The 23,526-nt window shown below is 41.0% G+C and carries 27 protein-coding genes; 1 reads left to right on the forward strand and 26 read right to left on the reverse strand.

The genetic code is table 11. The features are described 5' to 3' along the window. Nucleotides 1–187: 187 nt before the first annotated feature. From J2T13_RS21645 to J2T13_RS21695, 11 genes are all read right to left on the reverse strand, one after another. Nucleotides 188–817, reverse strand: coding sequence for a tetratricopeptide repeat protein (locus J2T13_RS21645; RefSeq protein WP_429374439.1), 630 nt, complete (start codon nt 815–817; stop codon nt 188–190). Between the two features lie 137 nt (nt 818–954). Then, on the reverse strand, nt 955–1,338 hold the full coding sequence (gene panD, locus J2T13_RS21650) for an aspartate 1-decarboxylase (RefSeq protein ID WP_429374440.1): 384 nt from the start codon (nt 1,336–1,338) through the stop codon (nt 955–957). Then, the gene (panC, locus tag J2T13_RS21655; RefSeq protein WP_429374441.1) at nt 1,331–2,227 is read right to left on the reverse strand and encodes a pantoate--beta-alanine ligase; all 897 of its coding nucleotides are present in this window, start codon (nt 2,225–2,227) and stop codon (nt 1,331–1,333) included. Before panC ends, panD begins: the two co-directional genes overlap by 8 nt. Continuing rightward, the gene (panB, locus tag J2T13_RS21660; protein WP_429374442.1) at nt 2,224–3,099 is read right to left on the reverse strand and encodes a 3-methyl-2-oxobutanoate hydroxymethyltransferase; all 876 of its coding nucleotides are present in this window, start codon (nt 3,097–3,099) and stop codon (nt 2,224–2,226) included. The genes panC and panB overlap by 4 nt, the downstream gene beginning before the upstream one ends. A gap of 265 nt (nt 3,100–3,364) precedes the next feature. Continuing rightward, nucleotides 3,365–4,342 (reverse strand): biotin--[acetyl-CoA-carboxylase] ligase, encoded by a 978-nt coding sequence (locus tag J2T13_RS21665; protein ID WP_429374443.1) that lies wholly within the window; start codon nt 4,340–4,342, stop codon nt 3,365–3,367. Next, nucleotides 4,335–5,633 carry a CCA tRNA nucleotidyltransferase gene (locus J2T13_RS21670; RefSeq protein ID WP_429374444.1) on the reverse strand — a complete coding sequence of 433 codons (1,299 nt, stop codon included), beginning with the start codon at nt 5,631–5,633 and terminating at the stop codon, nt 4,335–4,337. Before J2T13_RS21670 ends, J2T13_RS21665 begins: the two co-directional genes overlap by 8 nt. A gap of 6 nt (nt 5,634–5,639) precedes the next feature. After that, nucleotides 5,640–6,803, reverse strand: a complete 1,164-nt coding sequence (bshA, locus tag J2T13_RS21675) for an N-acetyl-alpha-D-glucosaminyl L-malate synthase BshA (protein ID WP_429374445.1) — start codon at nt 6,801–6,803, stop codon at nt 5,640–5,642. 161 nt (nt 6,804–6,964) lie between these two features. Then, nucleotides 6,965–7,663 carry a bacillithiol biosynthesis deacetylase BshB1 gene (gene bshB1, locus J2T13_RS21680; protein WP_429374446.1) on the reverse strand — a complete coding sequence of 233 codons (699 nt, stop codon included), beginning with the start codon at nt 7,661–7,663 and terminating at the stop codon, nt 6,965–6,967. Continuing rightward, nucleotides 7,660–8,085, reverse strand: coding sequence for a methylglyoxal synthase (locus J2T13_RS21685; RefSeq protein WP_429374447.1), 426 nt, complete (start codon nt 8,083–8,085; stop codon nt 7,660–7,662). The genes bshB1 and J2T13_RS21685 overlap by 4 nt, the downstream gene beginning before the upstream one ends. A 16-nt stretch (nt 8,086–8,101) precedes the next feature. After that, on the reverse strand, nt 8,102–8,905 hold the full coding sequence (dapB, locus tag J2T13_RS21690; protein WP_429374448.1) for a 4-hydroxy-tetrahydrodipicolinate reductase: 804 nt from the start codon (nt 8,903–8,905) through the stop codon (nt 8,102–8,104). Between the two features lie 146 nt (nt 8,906–9,051). Beyond that, the gene (locus tag J2T13_RS21695; protein ID WP_429374449.1) at nt 9,052–9,387 is read right to left on the reverse strand and encodes a nucleotide pyrophosphohydrolase; all 336 of its coding nucleotides are present in this window, start codon (nt 9,385–9,387) and stop codon (nt 9,052–9,054) included. Nucleotides 9,388–9,582: 195 nt separating this feature from the next. On the opposite strand from J2T13_RS21695, the gene J2T13_RS21700 reads away from it, so the two are divergent. Further along, the gene (locus tag J2T13_RS21700) at nt 9,583–10,455 is read left to right on the forward strand and encodes a YitT family protein (protein ID WP_429374450.1); all 873 of its coding nucleotides are present in this window, start codon (nt 9,583–9,585) and stop codon (nt 10,453–10,455) included. 71 nt (nt 10,456–10,526) lie between these two features. Here J2T13_RS21700 and J2T13_RS21705 read toward each other — a convergent pair whose 3' ends face one another. From J2T13_RS21705 to J2T13_RS21775, 15 genes are all read right to left on the reverse strand, one after another. After that, nucleotides 10,527–11,396: a sporulation protein YpjB gene (locus tag J2T13_RS21705; RefSeq protein WP_429374451.1), complete on the reverse strand. Its 870-nt coding sequence runs from the start codon at nt 11,394–11,396 to the stop codon at nt 10,527–10,529. 113 nt (nt 11,397–11,509) lie between these two features. Further along, on the reverse strand, nt 11,510–12,166 hold the full coding sequence (locus tag J2T13_RS21710) for a DUF1405 domain-containing protein (protein WP_429374452.1): 657 nt from the start codon (nt 12,164–12,166) through the stop codon (nt 11,510–11,512). Between the two features lie 199 nt (nt 12,167–12,365). Next, the gene (locus J2T13_RS21715; RefSeq protein WP_429374453.1) at nt 12,366–13,241 is read right to left on the reverse strand and encodes a c-type cytochrome; all 876 of its coding nucleotides are present in this window, start codon (nt 13,239–13,241) and stop codon (nt 12,366–12,368) included. A gap of 16 nt (nt 13,242–13,257) precedes the next feature. Next, nucleotides 13,258–13,929 carry a menaquinol-cytochrome c reductase cytochrome b subunit gene (qcrB, locus tag J2T13_RS21720; RefSeq protein ID WP_429374454.1) on the reverse strand — a complete coding sequence of 224 codons (672 nt, stop codon included), beginning with the start codon at nt 13,927–13,929 and terminating at the stop codon, nt 13,258–13,260. A gap of 13 nt (nt 13,930–13,942) precedes the next feature. Next, the gene (locus J2T13_RS21725; RefSeq protein WP_429374455.1) at nt 13,943–14,485 is read right to left on the reverse strand and encodes a ubiquinol-cytochrome c reductase iron-sulfur subunit; all 543 of its coding nucleotides are present in this window, start codon (nt 14,483–14,485) and stop codon (nt 13,943–13,945) included. 169 nt (nt 14,486–14,654) lie between these two features. After that, the gene (locus J2T13_RS21730) at nt 14,655–15,101 is read right to left on the reverse strand and encodes a DUF2487 family protein (protein ID WP_429374456.1); all 447 of its coding nucleotides are present in this window, start codon (nt 15,099–15,101) and stop codon (nt 14,655–14,657) included. A 75-nt stretch (nt 15,102–15,176) separates the two neighbouring features. Continuing rightward, nucleotides 15,177–15,356, reverse strand: a complete 180-nt coding sequence (locus J2T13_RS21735) for an IDEAL domain-containing protein (RefSeq protein WP_429374457.1) — start codon at nt 15,354–15,356, stop codon at nt 15,177–15,179. Between the two features lie 24 nt (nt 15,357–15,380). Beyond that, a complete protein-coding gene (locus J2T13_RS21740; RefSeq protein ID WP_429374458.1) occupies nt 15,381–15,887 on the reverse strand; it encodes a gamma carbonic anhydrase family protein in 507 nt (168 codons plus the stop codon). A 69-nt stretch (nt 15,888–15,956) separates the two neighbouring features. Beyond that, nucleotides 15,957–17,084, reverse strand: a complete 1,128-nt coding sequence (locus J2T13_RS21745; protein ID WP_429374459.1) for a hypothetical protein — start codon at nt 17,082–17,084, stop codon at nt 15,957–15,959. Between the two features lie 90 nt (nt 17,085–17,174). Further along, a complete protein-coding gene (locus J2T13_RS21750; protein ID WP_429374460.1) occupies nt 17,175–17,762 on the reverse strand; it encodes a histidine phosphatase family protein in 588 nt (195 codons plus the stop codon). Between the two features lie 35 nt (nt 17,763–17,797). Further along, nucleotides 17,798–18,397: an anti-sigma factor family protein gene (locus tag J2T13_RS21755; protein WP_429374461.1), complete on the reverse strand. Its 600-nt coding sequence runs from the start codon at nt 18,395–18,397 to the stop codon at nt 17,798–17,800. Next, nucleotides 18,394–18,987, reverse strand: a complete 594-nt coding sequence (locus J2T13_RS21760) for an RNA polymerase sigma factor (RefSeq protein ID WP_429374462.1) — start codon at nt 18,985–18,987, stop codon at nt 18,394–18,396. Before J2T13_RS21760 ends, J2T13_RS21755 begins: the two co-directional genes overlap by 4 nt. A gap of 591 nt (nt 18,988–19,578) precedes the next feature. Then, nucleotides 19,579–20,241 carry a hypothetical protein gene (locus tag J2T13_RS21765; protein ID WP_429374463.1) on the reverse strand — a complete coding sequence of 221 codons (663 nt, stop codon included), beginning with the start codon at nt 20,239–20,241 and terminating at the stop codon, nt 19,579–19,581. 288 nt (nt 20,242–20,529) lie between these two features. After that, nucleotides 20,530–22,221, reverse strand: coding sequence for a dihydroxy-acid dehydratase (gene ilvD, locus J2T13_RS21770; protein ID WP_429374464.1), 1,692 nt, complete (start codon nt 22,219–22,221; stop codon nt 20,530–20,532). 25 nt (nt 22,222–22,246) lie between these two features. Continuing rightward, entirely contained in the window at nt 22,247–22,912 is a 666-nt protein-coding gene (locus J2T13_RS21775; RefSeq protein ID WP_429374465.1) for a GntR family transcriptional regulator, read from the reverse strand. Between the last annotated feature and the right edge of the window lie 614 nt (nt 22,913–23,526).

A 23,526-nucleotide genomic window follows, 5' to 3' on the forward strand; every position in this document is an offset into this window, starting at 1 on the left:
ACAAATAAAATTAATCTATAGAAGAAGAGTGGTTTAGGTGTTCATTGATCCAAATGATTATCTTTGCAATATCAGCAGAGGATAGTGAAAACTTATACATTCTTATTTTTGAACAAAAAGGCGATACATCGTTACTCGAATGAGCAACATGTATCGTCTTTTTGTTCACCTCATAACATCCATCTTCTCACATCAACGTAATCAATTGATTCCCATACTGTAGTTGACCACGATTACCTTGACAGACTTGTAAATTAAGGAGAGGTTCGGGTAACGTCGGATCATGCTGCAATGCAATCGTGAAATACTCTTGCGCTTTTCCTAAATCTGATAATTTGAACTGAATACACCCGAGCGCATTGTATATCATAGCTTTCAGTTTCTTGTGCTCCGCTAATGGCAGAATCCACTGCAGATGCATCATGGCCTCCGTGATCTCCTCCAGATGAAGGTGTGCCATTGCAAGGTATAATCGCGCAATAAGGCTATTCGGATAATCATAAACAATGCGAGAAAATTGCTGTATAGACTGCCGATACATTAGCAGTTTGAAATACCCTTGACCACGAACGAATGATTCCATCCCCATTTCAGGAATCTCGCCTAAAGAAAAAACTGGGGGTAACATCGTATGTTCCCTGAAGCCGCTCATCTTTTCTTCAAACGAGAGCCATTCTTCCATAATTCCATCACTCATGGATTTGAGCATCGTCCATTTCTGGAGCAATACCTGCTTATGTGAATCCTGCGCAGTAGGGTAATGCTTGACAATTTCCTCTAACATGTCGTTCATTTCTGCGAATACATGTTGAAACATAGCCTGCATCCCACCCTTCAACAAAAAATGAAATCAGTAAGGTTCAAAGTTCGATCACCCTACGTTCATTTTTTGTTGAAGTGTTGCTTTATATCCCCACCTACCATACATTGCATTAAATGTGCAATTCATGCGTCTTATAGGATGGTTGCATGAACTTCCTTGTCCATTTTTTGTACTGAACGATTATGTTCATCTACAAACACAACGGTTGGTTTGTGTGTTGCCAATTCTTCTTGTGCCATCATAGCATATGAAATAATAATAACTGTGTCCCCTGGTTGTACTAGGCGTGCCGCTGCCCCGTTCAAACAAATAACACCCGTTCCTCGAGGGCCAGGAATGACGTATGTCTCAAGCCTTGCACCATTATTGTTATTTACGATCTGAACTTTTTCATTCTCCAACAAATCCGCATCTTCCATTAAATCCTCATCAATAGTGATGCTTCCTACATAATTCAAATTCGCTTCCGTAACGGTAGCACGGTGAATTTTGGATTTCATCATATGTCTATACAAGTGAAAGTACCTCCTTTGGCGTAAATAACAGGTTATCGATCAGTCGAGTTTTACCGAACTTCACAGCTAATGCCATGATCACTTGACCTTGAAGATCTACTAACAACGTATCATCTTCCACACGTGATAATTCCGGGAACGATAACACCTCTGCATATTCAATTACGGCTAGCGGAGCACTGTGAATGATTTCATTAAGCATGAGGCGAGCTTCAGCAGCCGTTGTTGCCTTTCCGCAGTTCATGGCCTCCCTAACATCGTTCAGTGAGCGTGAAAGGATTAGAGCCTGTGTACGTTCCTCCTGACTAAGATATACATTACGCGAACTTAGTGCAAGCCCATCCTTTTCACGAATAATGGGACAAGGAATAATCTCTACATCCAGATTCAAATCCGTAACCATCTGCTGTAACACCGCTACCTGCTGCGCATCTTTTAGACCAAAGAATGCTCTATTCGGCTTAATGATGTTTATTAATTTGCTGACGACTGTAGTCACACCGTCGAAATGACCAGGACGAGATGCCCCACAGAGCAAGCTTGTTAGTTCGGAGACAACAATTTTAGTCTTGACCTGTTTTGGATACATTTCCTGTACAGTGGGAATAAATACAATATCAATCCCGTGGCGCTCAGCTAATGCCAAATCACGTTCTTCATCACGTGGGTACGTTTCGTAATCTTCTCCTGGACCGAATTGGATCGGATTCACAAATATACTTAGAACGACTGTATCGCTCATCTCACGAGCGCGTGTCATTAAGCTAGCATGACCCGCATGTAGGAATCCCATCGTAGGTACCAGACCAACCGAACCGCCGTCTTTACGCGTTTGTTTAAGTGAATTCAGTTCTTGACGAAGCCCACTAATCGTTCTGATTACCTTCATGATCTCTCCACCCTTTCTGATTTCGTATCCCCATATAGGTTATCCAAGACGTCATCATCTGCTAAGAACACATGGCTCTCAGCTGGAAATGCACGCTCCTTCACATCTTTAACATAGTTTCCAATACCCTCACGGATCATTGCACCTACATCACCATAGGTTTTGACGAAACGTTTAGGCCGATAAGGGGAAGCATATTGAAAGACATCGTGGAACACCAACACTTGTCCATCACAATATCGTCCAGCACCGATGCCAATCGTTGGGATCGTTAATGCTTTGGAGATTGCATCGGCTACCTGCTCCGTTACTAATTCCAATACAATTCCAAAAGCACCCGCTGCCTCAAGTGCTTTAGCTTCATTCATAAGGCGCTGAGCATCCGCGGCATCCTTACCTTGAATTCGGTAACCACCAATCTGATTGACAGATTGAGGTGTGAGACCAATATGACCAAGTACAGGAACACCCGACTTCACAATCGCCTCCACAGCAGGGCAAACTTCAAGCCCACCTTCCATTTTGACCGCATGAGCGTGACCTTCCTGCATTAATCTTCTCACATTTCGAAGTGTTTCATCTATACTTCCATGATAGGTCATAAATGGCATGTCCGCTACGATAAAGGTATGACGCGCTCCCCTAGCGGTGGCTCTCGTATGATAGACCATATCATCAATAGTTACAGGTATCGTGGACTCATAACCTAATACAACATTTCCAAGGGAATCTCCAACCAGAATCATATCGACTCCAGCTTCATCCGCTAACAATCCTGTAGGATAGTCATAGGCCGTAATCATCGTAAGAGGAACAGCTTCCTCTTTCATTTTTTTCATCTTCACGATATTTAACGCTTGTTTGGTTGTCATTTCATTATTGACCCCTTTCGTTCTTGTGAACAACAAAAAAACCTTTTAGCATCTCCGCTAAAAAGGTCCGAAAGCACAAAAAAGAGTCACTTGCGTTCGTCCCTTCTGTCTCGGTCCTTTCGGCTCAGAGCAGAATCCAACTGGTACATCACGTGTCTTAGAAAGATTATTCATTCAAATGGTTAACACAACCGGAGTGCAGCCCGATCACTAAAATCGATGTCGCCTCGCGAATATTATATCAAAATCCATACCGGATTTCATCTTATAAATTTATCCGATTAACATCTCCCGAAATCACAGGTACGATTTCTCCGTTGCTTGTCTCTATAAGTAAGGCCCCACTTGGATCAAGGCCTCTAGCTATCCCCTCTAGACGACCCTGAAGGGTATTTACAGCCACTTGGTGATGAAGTGTAACCGAAGATGCTTCCCATAAGGATGCAATCGGCTGAAAGCCTTTAAGACAGTACAATTCATACAACAATTCCAATTCTTCCATAATGGTTGCGATAAGTACAGTCCTGTCCACCGCTACACCACTTTCTATTTTCAAGGAGGTAGCTATGGACTGGAGATCGTCTGGGAAATCTTCACAATCTAGATTCGCACTGATACCAATTCCAGCAATACAATACCGCACAACCTCATCTTCCGCAGCAGATTCGAGCAGAATACCACAAACTTTCCGATCATTTAGTAAAAGATCATTGGGCCACTTGATCCCTACATCAAGCCGAGTTAGTTTACGAATAGCCCTACATACGGCTACACCCGTTAATAATGTAAGCTGTGGGGTGTATTGAAGCGGCTGCTGGGGTCGTAAAATCAGACTCATCCAAATTCCTTTACCGAAGGGAGAGAACCATTTGCGTCCAATCCTCCCCTTACCCCCTGTCTGTTCTTCCGCAACAACAAGTGTGCCTTCAGATGCGCCTGTCTCTGCCAAGGCCCGGGCTTCATTCTGAGTCGACACGGTGCTTTTCATTATCTTAATCCGACTTCCCATCACTTTTGTGTTCAGATGATGGATCAGTGTAGCCGTGTCCAATTGATCAGGTTTCTTAATCATGCGGTAGCCTTTGTGAGATACAGCCTCAAATTCGTAGCCTGCATTTCGTAGCTTGTTCACTTGTTTCCACACGGCCGTACGGCTAATTTCTAATCTCCTGCTGATTTCTTCACCTGAGATAAATTCATCAGGGTTCTGAAGTAGGATATCCAACAATGACTCATTAACCATGATTGTTATCCACCCTCTCTACTTCTCGAATCAACGATTCTTTATGATTACTAATAACTCCCACGGCTACTTGCAGCAAAAGATGATTAAGCATTTGACCGAGCCAAGGACCCGCAGCTCGACCGCTCAATGCCATAACTTCTCGACCTGTTATATCTAATTCTTTCAGATGAAAAGCATTCATCTCCGTATTCCATCGTGAGCATAATTTCATCCATTCATTGACTTCATGACCCTCATCTTGCGAGATGAGGGTATGAAGTTCTATCCAACGTTTTGCCGTCACAATTCCAAATTTCAACACCAACGACATCCATTGCACACGTTGCTTTTTCATTAAATCAGGATTTCCAATGTCATTAGCTTCAAGTATATTAATAAGCTCTTTGATCTCTTCATCTAATTTGAGAATGTCACATATTTGCTCTTTGTCTTGTTTCGTAAACGTCCAGTTTCGTAAACACTGCTCTGCTTCGGCAACAGAAAAGTGACCCGAATAAAGAAGAAGGGTCCATCTCAAGTGAACCTCTACACTAGGAATACGATCCATGTGTCGAACCAGCATCCGATTAAATCGGCTGCAATCCACAGCGGCTTTAGCATATGTGAGCAGTTTACTCCGCCCTAGTAGTTCGAGACCCTTAAGTGGATGAGCCCCTGCGATGACCTTCTCCAGCTCCACACGTATACGTTCCATTGCTACAAACGACAGCTTATCACGCTTATTCAATAAGCCCTTCCATGTATTATGCATTACTCTATAATCAAAGACAGATGCGAAACGGATGCATCGAACCATCCGCAATGCATCTTCCTCGAAACGTTCTTCTGGATCTCCAACACAGCGAATAATCCCTCGTTCGACATCCTGTTGTCCTGCAAAGGGGTCTAAATACCGCCCTCTTGTATCCCTTGCAATAGCATTCATTGTAAAGTCACGCCGTCTAAGGTCCTCCACTACACTCTTAACAAAAGTTACCTCTTCTGGACGGCGATGATTCTCATAAGTTCCATCTATCCGAAAAGTAGTCACCTCAAATGCATATCCATGTAACAGTACTGTTATCGTCCCATGACTGATTCCCGTCGGAACCGTATGTTCAAATAGTTCAACCATCTGCTCAGGGAGCGCGGATGTCGTCAGATCCATATCATGAACGGGACGTCCAATCAGTTCATCTCTTACGCATCCTCCAACCCAATAAGCCTCATACCCATGATGAAGTAACATTTGAAGCACTCGTTCACTCTGCTCCGCCATTTTGGGGTCTGCATAACTCCATTTCACCACTATTGACTACCTCCATACCGGATCAAGATCAGGAACTTCACGTCCCAATACACGGTAATAGATATCTTCATATTGTTTCGTAATCAACTTATCGCAGAAATTGATACATGCTCGATTGAGACAAGCTTCGCTTACTTTGCGAGCTAAATCATCATCAGATAACAGACGAATCGCATACTTAGCCATCTGATCCACATCTCCAATCGGAGCAAGGAAGCCTGTCTCACCATGAACGACAAGCTCAGGGATACCTCCTGCTTGAGAACCCACTGTAGGCACACCACAAGCCATCGCTTCTAATGCAACAAGTCCAAAGCTTTCTTTGGCAGATGGAAGTAGGAGTACGTCGGCGAGCGAAATCACCTGAGCAATTTCATCCTGTTTCCCAAGAAAATGAACTTTATCCTGAAGACCTAATTCATTAATTTTACTTTGAATTTTCGGTAACTCTGGTCCTTCTCCTACAAACAATAACTTTGAGGGAACCCGCTCATTTACTTTAGCAAAAATATCCACAACATCAGACACTCTTTTAACCGGACGAAAATTAGAAATATGCATTAATATTTTCTCTTCAGGTTTAGCGAAATCCCCACGCAGTGCGGATGTATCCCGTGGATAATATACTCTTTTATCTACAAAATTGTATGTCAAATCAATATCACGACTAATATCTAGAACTTCCCTCGTCTCCCGAATGAGGTCATTAGATACCGCTGTTACCCCGTCACTCTCATTGATGGCAAGCCGAATAAGATCCTTTAACGATTCATCTTGTGCTAACACCGTAATATCCGTTCCATGAAGTGTGGTGACCACCTTCAACTGATTGCCTACCATTTGTTTTGCCAGAAAAGCACATACAGCATGCGGAACAGCATAATGAACATGTAAGATGTCTAGCTGTTGCATTTTGGCCACTTGTGCCATTTTGGTGGCTAAAGATAAGTCATAGGGAGGATACCGAAATACGTAATAATCGCTAACCTCTACTTCATGATAAAAAATATTTTTCTGAAATGTTGTCCCCAAACGAAATGGAATACTGTGCGCGATAAAATGGACTTGATGACCCTTTTCAGCCAACAATTTACCTAATTCAGTCGCCACGACACCAGAACCGCCGAGTGAAGGATAACATGTAATTCCAATTTTTAATGATTGACTCATGTAGAGTCTCCCCTTTCCATCTCGCACTAACTCACCCATATTTATGTATGGTAGGAGACCTATATAACCTATTATAGATTGAACTAAAGTTTCCACTCTTCCAACCCTATAGATTTCAATAAAAATCAAGATCATGAGAGTTCCTCTCTAGTTCATTCTATCTATATGTTAAAGTGATCAAGCAAATACGGCGATTTAACCGCAAAGCCTTCCGCATAAGGTACTAATCTACGTTGTCCTACCAATCTGTCCCGGTATTTCACTCGTTCTACATATCCTTGATTCAGAGGTGTAAACACATGGTCTTCTTCCTCTATCTCAAATTGGGAACGATAGCATAACATGGATGCTTCCTTCTTCGCATACTGCTGTGAGACATCTACAAGCAGATCAGCTTTCACCCAATCATTAATGAAATAAAAATACAACTGATCCACCGTAACTGCAGGCTTGTCCGGCATATAGCGGCGCAATTTAGCATTAAATACCGCTTCCTCCACGAGCTTACTACAAGCTACATGATCAGGATGTCTGTCTTCCCAATAAGGCGCAAACACAATCGAGGGTGCATGACGGCGTATTTCTGCCGTAACACAATCAACCTGATGTTGTGTAATATAAAGACCGCGATCTGGAAGACCTAAGTTAGTACGTGAAGTTAATCCCAGTACCTTTCCCGCTTCTTCCGCCTCTATCTTCCGACGCTCAACCGTGCCATTAGAAGACATGTCTGCAGCTGTCAAATCACATATGCCTACACGCAATCCTGCTTCAACATGCTTATAAATGGTTCCACCCATTCCAATCTCTGCATCGTCTGCATGTGCACCAAATACGAGTATGTCTAGCTTCTCATTCATAGGTCATCACTGGTTGGTTTATATTTGTGTACAAGTTCCCGCCATGCGAAGTCTCCGCGATCCAATGCTTTTACCAGAATTTCTGCTGTGGCAATGTTCGTTGCAAGTGGAATACCTTGTACATCACATAGTCTTAAGAGGGCATTAATATCTGGTTCATGCGGTTGAGCCATTAATGGATCCCGCAAGAAAATAATTAAGTCCATTTCATTCTGTGCTACCATGGCGCCGATCTGTTGATCCCCACCGAGAGGACCAGACATAAAGCGATGAATGTTCAATTTCGTATGTTCCATAATACGTAGCCCAGTTGTACCCGTCGAATAAAGCTTCATTCCATCAAAAACACTTTCGTATGCAATTACGAAATTAACCATTTCGTCTTTTTTACGATCATGGGCAATAAATGCTACTTTCATCATTCTATTCTCCCCCTGTTTAGTCAATGAAGTTGTCAAATCCGTATATCATACCTGTATATTCCATCACCTTCTGTATTCCAAGCTTGACGCCTGGCATGTAGCCTGCACGTTCGTATGAATCATGACGTATCTTTAGGGTCTGACCGAATCCTCCAAAGATGACTTCCTGTTGCGCAAACACACCTGGCAGACGCACACTATGAATTCGGAATCCACCGTAATATCCACCACGTGATCCTTCAATGATCTCTTCTTCATTCGGATTTCCTTGACGTAGTTCTTTGCGACCCTCAACGATCATTTCAGCCGTTTTAATAGCCGTACCCGATGGCGCATCCAGTTTTTGATCTCCATGATATTCAATAATCTCTAAATGAGGGAAGTACTTGCTTGCTTGTGCAGCAAACTTCATCATAAGGATTGCACCGATTGAGAAATTGGGAGCAATAAGACCCCCGATTCCTTTCTCAATACACTGCTTGTCCAATTCCTTGATTTGTTCAGGTGTAAACCCTGTCGTTCCAATCACGGGACGAACATGATGTTTAATGGCCATCTCTGTATTCATGAATGCCGATTGTGGTGTCGTAAAGTCCACCATCACGTCCGGCTTCCCTTCTACGAAAGCAAGCTCTAAATCTGATGTTACGGTAACACCACATGTAGGCAATCCCACTAGACTACCCGCATCCACTTCACCCGCTGAGCGATCAACCGCTGCCACTAATTCTAGCTCTTGATCCTCCAACACCAACTTAACTACCTCTTTACCCATACGACCTCCAGCGCCTATAACAGCCACCTTGATTGGAACTGACATTTACATCCCCTGCTTTCTCTCTATGTTTAATGAAGCTTATATTTCAGACATCATCTCATTCTTGACTAGCCCTAACAAGCTCCTCTTTATAATCCACATCCTGTTCTTCCACCCTTTCAAATGGGTTTTAGTACAGCATATGTATATTAGGCCTGATCGGTGTTCTTTTTTGTCCATCGATTCGCATCTCGTGTACTAAATTTATGCATAACAGCATCATGTGCCTTACTAAGGTCAATATTCAATGAATTAGCGAAGCACAATGTAATAAATAGAATATCTCCTAGCTCAAGTTCAATGGAATTCTCATCTTCACTGTCTTTTTTAGGCTTTTCACCAAATTGGTGATTGACTTCACGAGCTAATTCACCGACTTCTTCTGACATCCGTGCTAACATGGACAATGGACTGAAGTAGCCTTCTTCAAATTGTGAAATGTAACGATCAACTTCCCGTTGCATTTCTGCCAAAGATTTATCCATGATGAGTCACTCCTTTATATAGGGCAATCCAGTTACTAGTTATGACTAACCACATTTTCCCGATATTTATTTTACTCCATATGTTATATTAAAGCTATTTTGAAAACAAATCTTTTTTAAATAATAGGGTACAATGTATACAAAGAACAGTTACAATGAACGTTTACTACTAATTCTGATCATGAGAGGGATTCTATGACTTCACCCAAATTATTTACCCAGTTCAAAACAGTGTTACCTATTATTCTTGGAACAGCGATCTATGCCTTCGGTCTACTCTATTTCATTATTCCTAATCAATTAATGGAAGGTGGCGTTACAGGTATCACCATCTTGCTTAATTATGCTTATCAAATTCCACCCTCCCTATCTACGTTAATCCTGAATGTCCCCCTATTCATATTAGGATGGAGAATCCTTGGCGGTAAACAGATGATCTATACAGGGGTCGGAATTGGTTCACTAACATTCTTCTTATGGCTATTTGAGAAAATGATCGAGGCCGGTCTAATCTATCCTTTTGTGACCCAATATGATTATATTCTTGCCTCTCTGTATGCAGGAGTAACACTAGGCGCTGGACTCGGAATTGTATTTCGGTTTGGTGGCACGACAGGTGGATCTGATATTATAGCCAGGATATGTAATCGTAAGTTCGGATGGAGAATGGGTCAAGTCATTCTAGTTATAGATATTATCATTATTGGTTTATCCCTATTTTACATACCGAAGGAAAAAATACTATATACATTCGTTGCTGTCTACATTGCCTCCAAAATCATTGACCTCATTCAGGAGGGGATATATGCAGCCAAAGCATTTACAATTATCAGTGACCATGCTCCCGAAATAGCGGATTTGATCACAATTGAAATGGATCGAGGAGTCACCTTGATTCCTGCCATCGGAGCTTACTCCAAGCAAGCCAAACACATGGCCTATTGCGTAGTTTCAAGGCAAGAAATTCGGCGAATGAGCGTCATCATTAAATCCATTGATCCGCGCGCATTCGTCATCATCAGTGATGTACATGATGTGCATGGAGAAGGTTTCCGAGAAGATGGATGAAGGACCTAGTCATACTTTAACCAAGTAAATAAGCATCTTCATTAGGCGGTCTAATGAGGATGCTTATTTATTTAGGACCTAGGTGGAACCTTTCTAATTCTATCTTGTTCCCCTCGATATTTCCGATAACCTACATAGATTAGGATGAACAAGATAAATATTCCGCCAAGCATAATCCCCTTCCAGGGAAGATTAAATTCACTCAAAGATGCAAATGCAGATTGATCCTTCTTCTTCCCAAACAATTCATTCAGGAGCTCCTCACCTTGTCCAAGCATACTTCGTATGTCAGCCGCCTCCGATGACCCCGAGGAGGATAATCCTCCTGCATAGGATAACCATGAGTCTATTGTACGGACCTCATAAGGCTCGCGCTGAATGACTACAGAAGGTCGAATCAACTCGTAATGACCTTGAAGACTATCATAAGCTTGTTTCAATGCTTGCCGATTATTTGCAATTAGTGTCTTCTTCATCGCATTCAAATCTTCACTTACAACTTTGTAATACTGCAACCAAAGAGGCTGACGAGGATGACTCAGACTATCCACAGCCAAGCGTAACTTCGCCGATGCATTCAACCATTGCTCTGGATGAACTTGGGCTTGAGCTGTAGCCTCTTTCAGTTCAACGATACATTCTGCAAGCACATGAACCCCTTCAACTTTCGTTAATCCTTGAAAAGATGAAGATTCAAATACCATTTGAATCTGCGTAAGTTCCTGTAGTGCCTGATCCGTATTCCCTTCGAGAACTAGCCGGTACAATTTTTCCGTAGCTGTATTTAATATCAGCGCCTGCTTCAAAGATACCGAAGTATCCTTATCGTTCTCCAATTCTAGCTTTCCCTCACCATACACGAACACCGGACTCACAATAACAGACAATAAAAGGATTACCAGTACCCATAACGCTGGAGTGGTTAGCCTTCTACATAACATGGGACATCCCTCCTACCGTAAATCTATGGCAAGAGGGATGGTTGTAGAACTAATAAGGTCATAAACCATGTGTTGTTACTCTTTCGAGAGTTATAGAATCCTTATATTTATTTCTATCTTCTATCTGTCCAGGATATTCGCGACGTATTACGACGTGTAATCTTCAAAGTTATCCAGGAAACTACCACACTAAAACAAGTCAAAGCTACCGTAAAGTTACGTACAGCGTTGATATGATTATTCAGTTCACTAGGTATCCATGGAAACACACCGTATGTATAATCGACAGTATCATTTAATAACGTCCATGCAGCGGCTCCTATGAGTGCAGATGTCTTCAGACCGAAGAATCTGACATACAACAGTGCTTCAACAGCCATAGCCGTATGAGACACCACCAGCATCCAGTCCTGCCACACCATGGTATTCCCTTGGGCAACCCCTGCAAAAATAATAGTACTTGCCCACAATCCATACTTCACAGACGTAACAACGGCAAGAGCTTCAATAAGATGAAGAACACTCTTTGCCATTTTCATCCGCGGCGGAAATAATAAGCCCCAAATCGCGATACTAAAAAATAAACTAGCTGTAGGACTGTCCGGTACAAATACGATAAGCCATGCTACGTAATTCTCCAAAGTATAAGCCATTTGCCCTTCATACCATATGTAACCATAAATCGTTCCCACAAAGTTACAAATAAATAAGAGCCACAGAAAATTCCGATTCATCAAAAAGGAGCGACTCCAAAAATAAGAAATAGACACTTATGTACCTCCCATATTGTAACAACTTAGATTCGAGCATCATTCCATAAGAAGAAACGGCTGCGCCGTCCTTTCAAGGGACGGCATCCGTTTCTCGTAAAAATATAAGGATCATTTATTATGTACAGCATATAAATTCTTATATTTAAACAAAAACCTGATCGCATTAAACGATCAGGTTTCTCTGCATAACTATATTCTACTGTGCTGCTTTTTGTTTCGCAAGCCACTCAGCAAGATGATCTACATCTTGATCTGTTAATCCTGCGGCAATCGCAGCGTCATATTGGGCAGGCATTTTGCCATTATATCCTTCTTTAATAATGGTTAGAATTGCATCTTTATCATGTACATCCCCAATACCACGTAATGAAGGTCCAGACGCGCCTTTCATATCTGCAGCATGACAAGAGATACAACCTGCCTTTTTGAATGATTCCATGGCTTTGTCCTCTTTATCCACAATCGCTACAACAGCCGCCTGTTTAGCATTCGACGTTGGAAGTCCCTTTGCACGATTCTCCGCCGCTTTCTCTTCACGCTGAATATCCTCAGGGATCTGTCCTGTTTCTGCAAGCTGATGTTTATAGTGAGTCCATGCAGTATTCGTCAAGAAAGTAACGGCTAATAATCCTAAGATCATAAGTGAAGAAGCAATAGGTCTGCGATAGAAACGACGTTCCTTGCCTGTATCCAAGAATGGTGCTAACAATAATGCAATAAACGGAATCCCCGATACGCCAAGTGTTCCGAGTACAACATAATCTCCAGAGGCATATGGCAATTTCAAATATTGATATAGAAACAAGAAATACCAGTCAGGCATTGGAATAACGGATGCGCTTGGGTTAGCAGGAAAGCCTAGTGGTGCCGGTTCTGCAATCGTGAGTACTAGAAAACCCACAAGAACAACAACTCCAACCATCCACTCTTTTAATAGAAAGTTCGGAATGAATGCTTCTGATTTACCAGGATAAGCCGTATAGTCAGGCGGTGTAATAAAGCCATTGCCTTTACGCACACGCGAGTCACCTACAAACACAACTTTTTCCTTCGAATCTTTTCCGTGTGCCATCAATATTCCTCCCTTCTTATAGTGGACCGGAAATTCCCTGTCTACGAATCATAATAAAGTGTCCTACCAATAAGGTTAGTAACACGGCCGGGAGGAAAAATACATGTAGTGCAAAGAAGCGTGTAAGCGTCTGTGCTCCTACGATTGTACCCCCTTGCAGTAACTCTTTCATAACAGGCCCCAAATAAGGAACAGAATTCGCTATTTCCATCGTAACTTTCGTTGCAAAATAAGCTTTGTTATCCCATGGTAATAAATAACCTGTTAATCCTAATCCTAACATTACGAAGAATATCAACATGCCGACAATCCAGTTCATTTCACGAGGAGCTTTATATGAGCCCGTGAAGAAGACTCGCATTGTATGTAAGAACATCATTACGATAACCAGACTGGCTCCCCAGTGATGCATACCGCGTACGATTTGACCAAACGCTACCTTGGTTTGTAAATATTCTACGCTGGCATAAGCGTTCATGATATCAGGTACATAGTACATTGTCAGGAACATTCCCGATAAAATTTGAATGACAGTTATGAAAAAAGTCAATCCCCCGAAACAATAAACAAATGCGGAAAAGTGGTGGGCCGGGTTTACATGTTCCGGTACTTCATGATCCGCTACGTCTCTCCATATCGGAGTGATATCGAGACGCTCGTCAATCCAATTATAAATATTCTTAAACATCGGAATACGCCTCCTATTTCACTTCTGTATTTGGTTCGACTTCACCCAGGTAAACCCAATCTTTATCAATTTTAATTTTGTACGTGTCCAATGGTTTTGGCGCAACAGATAAGTTTTTACCGACCTTGGTATAACGAGCTCCATGACAAGGACAATGATATTCATCCGGATGACTCTTATCATTGTTCCAACCTACAGTACATCCTAAATGTTTGCATATAGGGGACAACGCATAGATATTACCCGCTTCGTCCTTACGTATCCAAGCTACCATTGTTGCGGTGTCCGCATACCACCCATCTTGCTGTTTCAACTCATAGGAAAATTCTTGTGGTTCATCTGTAATTTTAGCGACTTCAACGACCTTTACGTAATTGCCTTCAGTTTTCTTGTGTAGAATAGGATCTACAGCAAAACGTACCATGGGTAGAACTGCACCAGCAGCCATGTACGCAGTCGCACCACCTAGTGTATAAGTAAGAAATTGTCGACGGGACATTTCTTTTCGACTAATTGGCTTATGCGCTGCCTCATGATGATCATTTTGGTTGTTCATATGTCTTCAACCCCCTTTGTCAGCCAACTCTTTTAACATTTCAATGATTATTGTCACAGAACCGCCACATCACATTAATAATATATGAGCGTCCAAATACCGTCAAGAATATCTACCCATTTATTTATAGATACATAGCTTTTACCTCATGTTAGAATTCAATATTCTGTCACATTTGCTTTTCGCCTTTATTTTTCCACAAATTCTCGATCTCAGTTTGAACCCTATCAGAGACCGATTTATCTGTATGAGATTCGAAGTTCTCTATATCAATTCGTGATAAGACTAGAGCGTTTTCATTTAAATTAATCTGTTTCATAGCCACATCTACTGTCATGATGATGACATATTTGAACCCATTTCTTATAAGAGAGTGACAAAGCTCATTTAAACATTTATAAGTTCCTTGATCAGCGTAATGAAATGCAGGGTATGTAACCATCCTACCTTTGTATCGTTGCTCTACTAAATCCAAAAAATCACGTAATCTTTCTAATGCAGCCGTAGCTTCAATAGGAGATTCTAGCCCACTTAGACCTGTAAAGGGTATGAGGCATGTATCAAAGTATGGCTGCAGTTCAGGCCATGAGTTCTCATCTATCTCGCTAAATTTCACTGGGGTCATCCTTTCGATCATTATTCTAATTTTCCATTTTAACGCAAAAAAGAAGAAATGCAACCACGCATTTCTTCAGCCCAAAGATTTAAGTTCATCTGTTAAGTGACGAAAAGCACTCTCATCACCTGAAGCAAGTGCCTGATCAATCTCTCGATACAGCTCTTCACTTCGATATTTGCGCACTGCATCGTCCCAGACCATTTCAGCCGCTAGTCCTAACATAACCTCGTAAGTAACTTTCAAGTTATCCAATAGGATGCACCTCCCAACGAATGTTTAAGAGAGCCTGTATTCTTTTCCTTTTCCCACATAGTTCTGCATGGTTACTGACATTCTTTTCAAATCTTTCTCTGTCAACTCCCGAACTACTTTTGCAGGTGTACCAAAGGAAAGAGTATAGGGTGGAATTATTGTATTCTCTGTTACGACTGAACCGGCACCTATTAAAGCATATTCACCAATTCCAACTCCGTTCAAAATAATTGCTCCCATTCCAATTAATGTACCTTTTCCAATTGTACATCCATGAATAATGGCGGAATGTCCCACAGAAACTTCATCAGCGAGAATAAGGGGTTGATCCGTATTGACATGCCCTACAGTACCATCTTGAATATTACAGCGTTTACCAATGATAATCGGTGCCATATCTCCTCGTAGCACACTATTAAACCAGACACTTGATTCTTCACCAATTTCGACGTCTCCTATAATCTTTACACCTTCAGCAACGTACACAGAAGTATGAATCTGGGGTACCTTATTACCGTATGGAATTAACATGAATAATCACTCCACTCCTCAACTTGGAAGTGATTGTAACAACAGGAAGATCAATTGTCAATTCATGGGCTACACCGTATTGTCATTTACCAGAAATGGACCATTGTCAGCAACCTTTTTCCCCCAAGCGGTCATACGAAATACCGTACCATCCACTTCACTTTCACCTCTTCTGATAAGCCCTAGATGCATCATCATCTGAAGAATACGATGCTCCAGTATAGAATCAGGAGTATCGTAATAATAGGGCTTAATTAACCATCCTAACGCATTATGGAGTGAACCCAAAGTAACCCAGCTCTCAGCACATTGTCCAATCCAATACACAAGTGACGTAATATTCGGAATGGAAGCTTTATAAAGCCGTAACCAATACCGAAATATATGCACCAGAGCCTCGCATTTCCCTTGCGCTAACCTTTCAATGCCCTTCGGTGTCAACAGCAGCTTACTTCCCTGCTCCTCCATGTATCCCATAGTAAGTGAATAATCGTACATCAATGCTAATCTACTTGGATACATATGTGAAGTTCTTCCATACCCAAATCGCCATCCCCCTTTACTAAGCAGAGGTTCAGCAATATGAAAAGATTCCATAAGTTGCTGTTGATATTTGCGATACATCACGCTCTCTGAATTCAACTCAATCGACTGTTCATGGACATAGCGTTGTAGAAGCAGTAAATCTTCTGCCAGAAGTCCCTGTTCTTCTCGATAGAAAGCGGGCTCTCCCACGACTATAATCGTACCTCTCAAGTAGCTTGCCAATTCTTTACGAAAGCGCTCCTTCAGATCCTTAGGGACTTGAAACAAATATTTAGTGCTGGGAGTCATACCATTAAATATCCAACCACTTTTCTTGAAACGGGCAATGACCTCACGTGGACTCGGATCCTTCAGACGTTCCTTCATGTTGTTACCTTCTACAACGGTAAAAGAAGTCTGCCTGATAATAGCTATTAATTCCTCCACATTAAAATAACTACGACTCTCAAATAAAATAGCGTTAAGAAATCGCAAGTCATCTACTGGAAGGCTTTTAATCTGCTGCCCTATGAAGTCATTCCGATTCAAAGTTACTAAGATGCTCTGAATCAATTCATGCTTCGAATTGTGCCTGCACTCGCAATGGTAGTGGCTTGCAATTGTGGTCAACTGACCAATATCAGCAAACGTGAGCATATCCGCTAGGTTCATGGTTGATCGTCCTCGCCGTTTTACTACCATTATGGGATTTATTACAATTTTTATTCCATTTGCACAAAAAAAATAACCCAAACCTTTGGGTTATTGACGACTCTCCAGCAAATGTCGAGTACAATTATATAGAAGAGGTATCCATTCTAGATCATCCTTTTCCAAAATCGTAAGCGATAAATTACCAATTCTCTCCACGTACTGATCCTTATAGAGTGCGTTATAGAGCTGTGCTAAGAAACCCCCATGGCTAATCACAAGTATGTTCTTATCTGGATAACGTATCCACATATCTTCCATAAACGACAACCCTCGTGTTTGAATGGCTTCATTCTTCTCTTGTCCCAGTTCTTGAAGATCCCACTCCTTACCCCATTTGCTCTCCCGTTGCTTTGCTGTAAGTCCTTCCACTTGTCCGAAAGATCGTTCTAACAGACGTATATCAGACTCTAATACAGGCAGAGATAGCTTGGTAGCTATGATAGCGGCCGTCTCAACTGCTCTTGACAGACCACTACTGATGACATAGTCCCAATGGTACGATTCATGCAAAAGACGCTCTCCTAGCGCTACAGCCTGTCTCTTACCCTCTTCATTTAAAGGGATATCACTTTGCCCTTGGATTTTACCGGATACATTCCAGTCCGTTAGACCGTGCCGGATCAGGCCAATTCTCATGGTTGTCACTCCTTAACATAAATAAAGATATCTACTTACCTTCGAATTCGACTTAATCTTCTTAAAGAGAACAGTGCCAGCGCTATACTTAGAATGGACAACACCATCCAGTATTGTGGGTGTGATGGTCCCATAGTTACGACAAGAGGTTCAATAATCCCGCTATTCAGATCCGGAATATTAAGTTTATTGGGCAGTTGCATCGTTGAACTTCCAGCTATTCCAGTCGGTAGAATACCATTCGCAGCAGGTTTTTCTTCACTAGAAGAATTCCCCATCGTCATAAAAAACAAAAAGCTAATGAGGAACAACATTAAACATCCTGCAATCCACAATGACAGATGTCTTCGAGTCATACCAGATACTGCAAACGGTTTGCTGTGGTCTTGAATAAGCCAAGGTGACTCACTGTATATTCGCTCCATAACATTACGGTTCATAACATCCAGTTGTGTATCTGTGACTTCTTCATCATTCAGAATTTGGATCAGATGATAGCTTTCTTCCCATAACTGAAATTCAGCCTTACAATCGCTGCAGGTCGACAAATGTTGCTCTAACATCAGTCGTCTCGGGTCGTCTACTGGCAGATCCCACATTAACCCGAATAACTCCTGAGCCTCCCAGCATTTCATCTGCTTGTCATCCCTTCATATTCTTCATAAATATGATCATAAAAATACGGCTCCATTTGAATCTTTATACTTGATCTTGCCCTAAACAGCAAGGATTTAACAGAACTCACACTTTGCTCCAATATATTGGCTATCTCTTGATAGTCTAATTGATCATATTCACGTAAAATCAATGCCGAACGTTGTTTTTCCGGCAAACTATTAATAGCACTTCTCACTAGATTCACTTTTTCATTACGCAGAATTGACTGCTCTGGGGCAACCTCACTTGATGCAACTGGAACATAGCCACTTTCATCCAATGAAATATTGCTGCTACGCTGTTTCCGAAGTTCACTAAGTACTGTATTCCGAGCAATCGTGTATAACCATGTTGAGAAGGAAGCATCCACTTCTCTGAACGTATTTAAGCTCCGGAATGCCTTATAGAAAGTTTCCGAGCACAAATCCTCTGCCATAAGCTCCATATTGGAACTCTTCAACATATGATATGCAAAAGCCAATATTTTTCGTTGGTAACGACTCATTAGTTCTGAAAATAGTTCGACGTTGCCCTCTTTAATTTCTCGGATCAGTTCAGAATCCGTCATTTGAGTGCGCCCTCCTCGCCCATCCATTTGCTTATACCGTTTCCATTCACACATCGTAAATAGACTGAAACAGGTTTGCAAAATTTGCGGTATAACCGCTATAAATGTTAAAAAAACAACAATGTAACTCTATGTATTAACAAAATTCCCAATCAACCAACAAAAATACCTTACTAGTGTATCATAAACTAGAAAAATATTCATTTCAACTGATAGAGTGGATGATAGGGTAAGAGATTTAAGTCGTAACATTAATAATAGAATGAAACCATAGACAAATGCAACTTTAGCTAGAACTTGTAGGTAGAGATATTTCTAAAAACAATACCTAACTTTCTATAATAATAAATAGAATTATCTAGGACACTCTCAATTTTACATAATATAGATTTATATAAAGACAACACTCGCTTTAGATAATTCTATATTCATAGATTTATCTAAAGATACTTTCAACTTTAGATAATTCTATATATATGCGCCATCACGTAAAAAAACCACTCTTGCGAATGGTTTCATTACTTCGTACTGATGAAGCTTAGGAGTGATTACGTGATCAATAGATCATTAGTTGACTTTTCAACATCCTCATTAAGAGGTACTGTATAATAAAATACCATTTACTAGCTCTGTTTTCACTAAGTTAATATCGATTAATGACTTAATTTTGTTCTGAATAAACTTAGAGCTTGATCCTGCTATTTCACAAATATCCGTTAACGCTATTCGAGGATTTTGTGATATTAGAAGGTAAATTTCAAATTCACTTTCCGTCAGAAAAGGAAGCTCATTCAAAGGACTCGTCGTTAGGTCTGTTACGGTTTCTTGAATACTTCTTAAATTTTTAGTGAGCCCTTCCAAATATTCATTGTTAGTCGCAATAATCTTTTCCTTCTGATTGTCATCAATGGTTTGGCCTTCTGTTAATTGCTGTAGCTCTAACTTTGAATTGTTTACCGATTGCAAGGCCTCTTCAATCTGTTCCTTAACCGATTTGGTCTTGTCCATGATACTAACAAAATTCTCCTCATTCTTATAATCGCTTGGTGCATATAAAGACTGCGGCTTAAACCATAATAAAATAAAAAAAGCCATCACTAAAATAATAGGAAATAGCATAACAAACCAAATAAATACTTTTTGTATATCCTGTGCAATTAATCCTAAAGCAACCGTACCCGCGACCTCAGCTAACCCTGCAAAAATAGCGACAATCGTTAAGGGATTGCTGATCTTTTGTATTCTATCAATCATTCACACCCCTCCTAAAACTTATTTTGTTAATTAACCCTTTTTATACCATATATAGATAATGTAATTATATTCCTATTATATCGTTATGTAAACGCTTTTATTATTATTCCATTATAGTAAATTATTGTGAATAATAATGAAAGTACAATATATTCATTTGAAGTTATACCCTCTTAATCAAACACAAAAAAGCACCCTTTCAGGTGCCCACATACATTATAGGTTATTGGGATAAAATTACTTTTCCTATATCCCAATAAATCTATTTTATATATTTCATGTTAATACCTAAATATCTAAATCCGTTACCGCCCCTTGAGAAGCGGAAGAAACTAAGCGAGCGTATTTCGATAACACACCTGATGTGAATCTTGGGCTCGGCTTAATCCATTTCTCTTTCCTTGCCTTCAACTGTTCTGGTGTTATATCAAATTTCAGCTCTTGTGTTTCACTATCAATGGTGACCAGATCCCCCGTTTCTAATAGCGCAATCGGTCCTCCAACCTGTGCTTCCGGCGCAACATGTCCTACAACGAAACCGTGTGACCCCCCTGAGAAACGCCCGTCAGTGATCAGGGCCACTTCACCACCTAATCCCTTACCAACTAGCAACGCTGTCAAAGAAAGCATTTCAGGCATACCTGGTCCACCCTTTGGACCTGCATAACGAATGACTACAACATCGCCTTTGACGATCTCATCCTTAACGATGGCTTCCGTTGCCTCATCTTCACTATTATACACACGAGCAGGTCCTACAAAACGAAGCTTCTTTAAACCAGACATTTTGGCTACGGCACCATCTGGAGCAAGATTACCTTTAAGTACAACTAACGGTCCTGTCGTTTTCAAAGGCTTATCGAAGGGACGTATCACTTGTTGATTTTCTTGTAATGGAGGTATGGAAGCCAAATTCTCGGCTATTGTTCTACCCGTTACTGTCATACAATCACCGTGCAATAGACCTTCATCCAATAGTAATTTCATAACCCCTGGTATACCACCAATATCATTCAGATCCTGCATTACATATTTACCGCTTGGTTTGAGGTCTGCAAGATGGGGAACACGTAGCCGTATTCTATCAAAATCCTCTAATGTTAGATCTACTTGAACCGAATGAGCAATGGCTAGTAAGTGAAGGAAAGCATTCGTTGATCCTCCAAGTGCCATAACCACGGTAATCGCATTCTCAAATGCTTTTAACGTCATGATATCTCTTGGCAGAATATTCTTATCTAGAAGCTCTATAATGGCCTCACCTGCACGAACGCATTCCTCAGCTTTTCCTGGCGAGATCGCAGGTGTAGACGATGAACCCGGTAGAGACATTCCTAGGGCTTCTGCTGCAGAAGCCATTGTATTCGCTGTATACATCCCCCCACAAGCACCAGCTCCAGGGCAGACACTACATTCGACTTTATGTAACTCTTCTTCATTGATTTGTCCTTGATGATACTGTCCTACCGCTTCAAATGCGGTTACGATATCTACGTCTTTTCCATCCAATTTACCCGGTTGAATCGTGCCACCGTATATATAGACTGAAGGAATATTGACCCTTCCCATAGCCATCAAACAAGCCGGTGTATTCTTATCACAACCCCCAATAGCCACCAATCCATCAAATCGTTCCGCATTTGTAACCACTTCTATGGAATCTGCAATGATCTCACGGCTAGGTAAGGAAAATAGCATTCCTTCATGTCCCATAGAAATACCATCAGATACAGTGATTGTATTAAAAATCAGAGGAGCGCCGCCCTGTTCTTGAATCCCTTTTTTAGCATCGCGGGCTAATGTATCAATATGCATATTACAAGGAGTAACTTCACTCCATGTACTTGCTACACCGATCATCGGTTTCTTGAAATCCTCATCCGTAAACCCAACAGCCCGAAGCATCGCCCGGTTAGGAACCCTATTTACACCTTCACTAATATCTTTACTCCGTGTCCGCAAATCTTTTTTAACTGTCATCGATCTACTCAACTCCTATCCGAATTTAAATTAAAGTATATAACTCATTCATGGGTCTCAATAAATTTTGCTTCATGATCTTAGAAGCCTTAGCAACATCATGCTTCTCCATAGCCTCAATAATGGCAGTATGCTCCTCAACAGAATTATAAGTATCTGTCTCCTGTTGCTTAAGAAACACATATTTAAACCGACGAATATGGATTTGTAACGATGAACTAAATGAAGAAATATGCATATTATCTGAGATCTCTACAATAAGATTGTGAAACTGCTCATCGAACTCCATCGCTTGATATGGGTCATTGTTATTTATGGACTCAGCGAACTGTGCATTTAACGCCTTTAGCTGTTCAATCTGTTCGGGAAGGATCAGCGAAGTTGTTAATTCAGCGGCTAGAGCATGCAAAGTGGCTAGCACAGGATACATTTTTAGAATGTCATCTTTCTCTATAGAGCTCACTCTTGTTGCTTTTCCAGGGTGTACCTCAACCAGTCCTTGAGCTTCAAGTAGCAGTAGCGCTTCCCTTATTGGTGTTCTACTGACCCCAAGCGCACCCGCTAAATCAGCATCAATTAATTGTTCTTTAGGTTGGAGTGTTCCATCAATAATCCATCTTTGAATTTGCGATAATGCTCGTTCTTTTGCAGACATTCTACTCGGTGTTAAAAAATCATTAGGAATAGGCATGTTCTACCTCCTTCGTACATTTCGATCTATTTCTTATATGCAATATATCGCATATGTATATTAGATGCAAGTAAAAATAAGCCTCATGTACGTTAGTACACGAAGCTTGAGTGATAACGTGCTATCGATCGGTGACAGCTACGTGGAAGGATTATCCTTCCGCGTAGCTGTTGCTCCAGGGTTCTTGATCGTATACCGCTCGCTGATAGCGGTATAACTCCGAGGGTAAGCATGTACTTACGAAGTAGCTTTCCTAAGGAAAGCTTTTAGGCGAACGCTATCGCTTCTCCATGACAATTCCATAGTGAAGCACCTCCACGATAGTCCGTCTAATTATTGGTGTCAAGTAAAATACAAAAAAGCCGCTTTTTCAGCGACTTAATCTTTGATAAATTTAGTTATTACCTTATTTTATGAATGTGGGATTAAATAACCCAATTTCAGCTGATGAATTACCAATAGCTTGCATCTTAATTTGTAGCTTTAGAACATTTTTCGTATTAAGATTTAGATCTTCTGGAGTCTGTAAAATAGATTGTGTAAACTCCCAAATCTATTAAAATAGATATATAGGAAGGTTGGGGAGCACACATGGGATTATGGACAAAAGAACA

This window comes from Paenibacillus sp. DS2015, from assembly GCF_050433705.1.
In the GTDB taxonomy this organism is placed as follows: Bacteria; Bacillota; Bacilli; order Paenibacillales; family Paenibacillaceae; genus Paenibacillus_AQ.